Annotated in this window: 4 protein-coding genes; 1 reads left to right on the top strand and 3 read right to left on the bottom strand. The window is 40.5% G+C overall.

Going from position 1 to position 6,108, the window contains the following annotated elements; genetic code table 11:
* Positions 1–219: 219 nt before the first annotated feature.
* From V7K42_RS03175 to ada, 3 genes are read right to left on the bottom strand one after another with little or no spacing between them, the layout of a single operon-like run.
* Positions 220–1,221 carry a DMT family transporter gene (locus tag V7K42_RS03175; protein WP_334913466.1) on the bottom strand — a complete coding sequence of 334 codons (1,002 nt, stop codon included), beginning with the start codon at positions 1,219–1,221 and terminating at the stop codon, positions 220–222.
* A gap of 48 nt (positions 1,222–1,269) precedes the next feature.
* Positions 1,270–1,923 (bottom strand): DNA-3-methyladenine glycosylase family protein, encoded by a 654-nt coding sequence (locus V7K42_RS03170; protein WP_334913464.1) that lies wholly within the window; start codon positions 1,921–1,923, stop codon positions 1,270–1,272.
* Positions 1,907–2,992 carry a bifunctional DNA-binding transcriptional regulator/O6-methylguanine-DNA methyltransferase Ada gene (gene ada, locus V7K42_RS03165; protein WP_334913462.1) on the bottom strand — a complete coding sequence of 362 codons (1,086 nt, stop codon included), beginning with the start codon at positions 2,990–2,992 and terminating at the stop codon, positions 1,907–1,909. The genes V7K42_RS03170 and ada overlap by 17 nt, the downstream gene beginning before the upstream one ends.
* A 493-nt stretch (positions 2,993–3,485) precedes the next feature.
* On the opposite strand from ada, the gene V7K42_RS03160 reads away from it, so the two are divergent.
* Positions 3,486–6,023, top strand: a complete 2,538-nt coding sequence (locus V7K42_RS03160; RefSeq protein ID WP_334913460.1) for a sensor histidine kinase — start codon at positions 3,486–3,488, stop codon at positions 6,021–6,023.
* The last annotated feature ends 85 nt before the right edge of the window (positions 6,024–6,108 follow it).

Raw genomic sequence — 6,108 nt, 5'->3', positions numbered from 1 at the left:
AGCAACTTACATTTGAGCAGGTAATTTCTGTTTCCTCTTATAACTTTATTTTAGAAGCCCTTTTCTATGCAGCTTCATATTAAATTGGTATAACACACCCTACAAATACTTAGATTTTTCAGAAATCAAATATGATTCCTATAGTAAGGTGCGTTATGGACGTTAGTTATAACGCACCGAAAATCTAGGATAGTGCGTTAGCCTTTGGCATAGTACACTCTACAAAACTTCACTTTTTTCTGGGGATTGTATGGGGACATTAACACTAGATTTAATCGATTCTTGATTAGAAATTCCTAGATATATACCCCCTAAAATTAGAACCAAACTTAGCAAGTTAAAAATACTCAATTTTTCCGCGAAAAGTATCCAAGCAAGAATAGCAACAATTACTGGATTAAGTAGCAAAAGTAAAGAGATGAATCCTGAAGAAAAAGTTTTCAGGCTATATACAATTAGCCCATGACCCAAGGCTTCGCAAATAGCAGCTAGTGCAAATATTACTAACCACCCCGACAAAGAAACTGGAAAAACTTGTTTTTCAAAGATTAGTACTACTGGAATCATCAATGAAGTTGCGATCGCACAGCGCCACACGAGGATGGTAAGAATGGAAAACTTATTGCGAATCTGTTCGATAAGTAAAAAGTTGGCTGCATAAAATATCGATGAGAAGAGGGCAACAGCATCACCTGTAAAATTATTATTAGAATGTAATAAATCTTCAAATCCAACTGAGATCGCGCCAATCATTGCTAATATCAAACCGATGATAAATTTGCGCCCAAAAATTTGATTAAAAAATAGCCATCCCCCTAATGTAGTAAATAGCGGATTGAGACTACCCAAGGCATTAGCATTAGCAGCACCAGTCTGAGTTAGCGCCCAAGTCCAAGATAATCGACCTAATACATGAACTAGACCTACTGCTATTAAGAAAGCTATCTCTTTGATCGGATAAGGTTGCTGTGGTAATACAGGTTCATCATCTTTAATCTGAATCCATGCTTGATTAACTCCACTCCATAATCCAAAGATAATAGTAGCTATCCATAAACGATTAAATAATATAGTAGTAGCGCTCATTTCGTTGACAGCAATTTTAATAAATATTGCTGTTGAAGATAAAGCTAATAATGCAATTATTACTATTATTATCGGTAGGATATTTGAAATTTTTTGAGGTTTTTCTTCTGTTAGGTTTAATTGATTTTCTACCATTTAGTTTATATTGATTAAACGAACCGCCAAGTCGCCAAGGAAGAAAGATCAATTATTAAGTGCAAGTTTGGTATTACTCAGATAGTAGTGCCATAGAAGTCTTGCAGCGATCGCTCGCCACGGTCGCCAGTGCTGTGTCATAGTTTCGAGTTGTAATGGTGTTGGACGTGTCGGCAAGTTTTTGAGCTTTTGAAAAGCGATCGCGATCGCTAAATCGCCTTTAGGAAAGACATCAGGACGTTGCAATGCCATCAGCAAATAAATATCAACTGTCCAATCTCCTATACCTTTGAGACGCTTTAACTCAGTTCTGATAGTCGTTTCGTCCATTGTTTCCAGCTTGCTTAGGTCAAGCTGACCAGTTGCGATGGCATTCGCCAAGCCACGACAGTATAGAACTTTTTGCCGACTGAATCCAATTCCTCTCGATTGAACATCATCCAACATCAGAAAATTTTCTGGTGTTAGTGGTACAACAACTCCACATAGACGGTTAAATACAGCCTTTGCAGCCGCTACGGAAACTTGCTGTTCCAGAATGATGCACAGAAGCGTTGCAAAACCCGGTTCTCTTTTCCACATAGGTGGAGGCCCCAGTGTTTCTAGAATCCGAGCCAAATCGCTGTCAAGATTGGCAAGCACCATTAAACCACGGGTCAAACTTTCTTCAGTCAGCGATTCTAATTCAGGTGTTTGAGTCATCTTCGATCGATTTCGATTCTTGTATAAGCAGTTTTTGTTTGCGTTCAATTCCCCAGCGATAACCACCAAGACTACCATCACTCCGCAGCACTCGATGACACGGTACAATCAGCGCTGTTGGATTAGCGCCACAAGCATTACCCACCGCGCGGACTGCTTGAGGTTTGGCAATATCACGAGCAATATCGGTGTATGTGCGGGTTTCGCTATATGGAATTTTTTGTAATGCTTGCCAAACCTGTTTCTGAAATGCTGTGCCACGGACATCAAGTGGTAAATCGAGATGTGTTTCATCTCCGGCAATAAAGTTGAGGATTGCTTGTATCCATTCCTTGTGTGTGTGGTCATCACGCACGATCTGCGCTTGGTGAAATTCTTGGTTCAAAATGTGTTCAAGCTTGTCTGCTTCATCACCTAGTTTAACGGCACAGATACCTTTCTGTGTTGTTGCCACAAGTAAATATCCTAGTGGACATGGAGCGATCGCATAAACAATATTGATTGTCTTTCCAGCTTGTTGATAAGTCTTTGGTGTCATTCCCAGTTGCTTAGGTGCTTTCTCATACAATTGGCTACTGGAACCATACCCCGTGTCGTAAACTGCATCAGCAATTTCTTCCCCCGACTGGAGACGCTGCTTCAATCGTTGGCTACGCAGCGCATCTCCATATTGAAAAGGGGACACGCCAATTATTTGCTTGAATACCTTTTGCAGATAACTGGGACTCATCCTCACCTGAGAGCTTAATTCCGAGAGGGTGGGGATGCGATCTAGTTGCGTTTCAATGTATCGACATGCTGCTAAGACTTTAGATTTGCCTATATTTGGAACTGTTTCAGATTGTGGCTGACAGCGCTTACAAGGACGAAAACCTGCATTTTCAGCCTCTTGTGGGGACTGAAAAAAACAAACTTGATTCCGATTTGGTCTGCGACTAGGGCAAATAGGTCGGCAATATATGCTTGTCGAGCGAACACCATAGAAAAACTTACCGTCAATTGTGGGATCTCGATTCAGAACTGCTTCCCAAAGAGTTTTTTCTAAAACTGATGTTTGTTGTAATTGCATTCAGTCTCCTTAGATATTACTACAGAGTATCCACTCTGAAATAGCCATTTTTGGTTTTTAGATATTAGGAACTCTGTTTATTCTTTTGATAAAACTAGATTAAATGTATTGATCAACTAGTTTCTATCTGATTATTGCGATCAAAGTTCACTAGGCTGGGCTATTGATGAAATTTAATCATCACGATCTAGTTTGATCATTATTGTCTCAAAAATATCCTCAGTGTAAAGTTATAAGAGCTAAGTTAAAACTGGCAGTGTCTCAAAAAAGTGTCGTTGACCACTATTTATAACTAACTATTTCATTACTTTTTCCTCCCTGTGGCAAATGGTTCACCCGATTGGGTGAATGCGATCGCCTCATCAGGAACTAATCTGAAAGAAGGTGCAGTTTTGATTCAGTTAGCGATTATGCCTACAGAATAAAAACTGTTAACTTGGTTATTCTGGCTTTCAATTGTACATCAATAGCTTGTGTATCAAAGGGTCAAAGAGTGGATGAAACCGTTGTAAAATCGCTGTATACACCAAATTGTCAGCAAGAGGCTATTAACCTGCTATCAAAATTTGCTGCCAATTTACCAGGAATAATTTTCCAAGTTCTGCAACAGCAGGATGGTTCTGTGTTAGTCCTTTATGTTAGTTCTGGTTGTGAATATTTGTATGAAGTAGAACCAGAAGCTTTACAGGCAGACTTTCAGGTGATATACAATCTGATTCATCCACAAGATATAAAAGCTTTTACAGAATCTATAGCTGTTTGTTGTAACACTGTTACACCTTGGCATTGGGAAGGTCGCATCATTACGCCTAGTGGCATTAAATGGATTCAAGGTACTTCACAACCGGAACGACAAGAAGAAGGTGCTGTGCTTTGGAATGGCTTCGTTTTAGACATTACAGACCGCAAAAAAGCCGAAGAAAAATTGCAAGAGAGTGAGGCGCGGTATAAAGCAATTTTGGATGCTATTCCTGATTTAATGTTTCGCATTAGCCGCGATGCTGAGTATCTAGATTTGAAAAGTGAAGGAGCAAATATCACTCTTTCGAGGGAAGAAATTGTTGGGAAGCATGTGCAGGAGTTATTGCCTAGTGATGTTGCAGCGATTAGCCTAGAAGCGATCGCTAAAACTTTAGATTCTGGAACTTTACAAACTTGCGAATATCAGCTAACAACGCCTTTGGGAGTCAGAGATTATGAGGCGCGGTTAGTGGTGAGTGGTGAAGATGAGGTACTAGCAATTGTGCGAGATATCACAGAACGCAAACAAGCAGAAGTTGCCTTAAAAAATCTTGCCCAAAAATTTGCTAAAGCTTTTAGTTGCAGTCCAGATTCAATTACTATAAGCACGCTGCAAGCGGGATGCTTTATCGAAATTAACGACAGCTTTGTGAAGCTTTCTGGTTATGAACGAGATGAAGTGATTGATAAAACTTCCTTTGAGTTAAATCTCTGGGTAGACGATCGCGATCGCTTAAATTTGTTACAGGAGTTGCAAAGTACAGGAGTTGTTCGCAACTTGGAAGTTGAATTTCGGCAAAAGTCTGGCAAGATAATTACAACGCTACTTTCAGCCGAAGTTATTGATTTGGATGGTGTTCCTTGCATCTTAGCCGTCCATCACGACATTACAGAACGCAAACAGGTAGAAGCACAATTTCGCCTAGCAGCGCAACGCGATCGCTTGTTGGCAAAAACCTTAGTGCGAATTCGGTCTTCGCTTAACCTAGAAGAAATTTTGCAAACCACCGTGACGGAAGTCAGGCAATTTCTGCAAACAGATCGAGTGTTTATTGCTTTAAATAATACCAAGTTAGGAATCAGAACTCTTGCCGAATCAGTAGATCCCAAGTATCCATCAGTCTTAGGTTGGTCTACTAATGATGAAGCTTATCTACAAGAAGTGCGAAACTTACTAAAAAATAATCTTGTGCGTGTCGTTGAAGACATTACACAAATGTCAGTATCTCCCAAAGTCCAAGCACACTGTCGAAAATTTCAAACGCAGGCCAGCTTGGCTGTACCAATTATGCTAGGTAATGAATTATTTGGGGCGTTAATTGCCAATGAATGCTCAGGTTCGCGTCATTGGCAGCCAATAGAAATTGATTTATTAAAGCAGATGTCTGAACAAGTAGCGATCGCCATTCAGCAAAGCAAGATATACCAAAAACTCGCAGAACTTAACACTAATTTAGAACACCAAGTAGAAGAACGAACATCACAGTTGCAGCAGAAAATGCAAGAAGTTGAAAAATTGCATCGCGTCAAAGATGTTGTTTTGCACACAGTTGCCCACGATTTACGAACTTCAGTGATGGGTAACTTGATGGTGTTAAAGAATTTGTTAAATCAGGGATTGGGGAGTGAGGAACAGGGAGGAAAGTTTTTCCCTCTGCCCCCTGCACCCCGCCCCTCTGCCTCTTCCCAATCCCCAATCCCAGTATCTCGCTCAATAATCGAGCGGATGATTCAAGGCAACGATCGCCAACTGGCAATGATTAACTCATTGCTAGAAATTAATTCCGGTGAAAAGCCGGGTATGGATCTCAAACCCGAACCTATGGACTTTAGCATCCTACTGGGAACAATTTTCGCCCAGTTGCAACCGATGCTGACACAAAATCAAGCGACTTTAAAAAACTTGCTTCCCGCCGATTTACCGTTAGTGATGGTAGATACAAGTCGGTTGGATAAATTTTTGGCACATTTATTAACACATAGCTTGCAAAATAATCCACCAGGATTAAATTTTATTCTGAGTGCCACCGTTGAGGGCGGAATGCTTCGCACTCAGATTCAAGATGACGGTGTGGTAATGAGTAAAGTAGAATGCGATCGCCTTTTCGATCTCCATGTCCGCGATCCTCAAGACTGTTGTTCTACAAGCATTGGCTTAAAAATGTATCTTTGTCGCAAATTTATTCAGTCACATGGCGGCGAAATTGGTGTTATTAGCAACCGCAAGCGCGGGTTAACTTTCTGGTTTACATTACCTTTAGCAACTTCATCCGTAACAAATCGCCCATAAATCACCAAAAAATGAGAGGGTGTTATTTATAGCAATGTTGAGTAAGGAAAACACCCTCAAGGTATGGGCAAAGTTGCTCGGATGC

It is taken from the genome of Nostoc sp. (genome assembly GCF_036917455.1).
GTDB lineage: Bacteria > Cyanobacteriota > Cyanobacteriia > Cyanobacteriales > Nostocaceae > Nostoc.
The sequence above is the reverse complement of the archived record's forward strand: the minus strand, read 5'-3'. Positions and strand labels throughout refer to the sequence as shown.

What these genes read in the sequence shown, in the direction of transcription:
- V7K42_RS03175 (WP_334913466.1), bottom strand. Translation starts at nt 1,221, where the DNA reads ATGGTAGAAAATCAATTAAACCTAACAGAAGAAAAACCTCAAAAAATT.
- V7K42_RS03170 (WP_334913464.1), bottom strand. Translation starts at nt 1,923, where the DNA reads ATGACTCAAACACCTGAATTAGAATCGCTGACTGAAGAAAGTTTGACC.
- ada (WP_334913462.1), bottom strand. Translation starts at nt 2,992, where the DNA reads ATGCAATTACAACAAACATCAGTTTTAGAAAAAACTCTTTGGGAAGCA.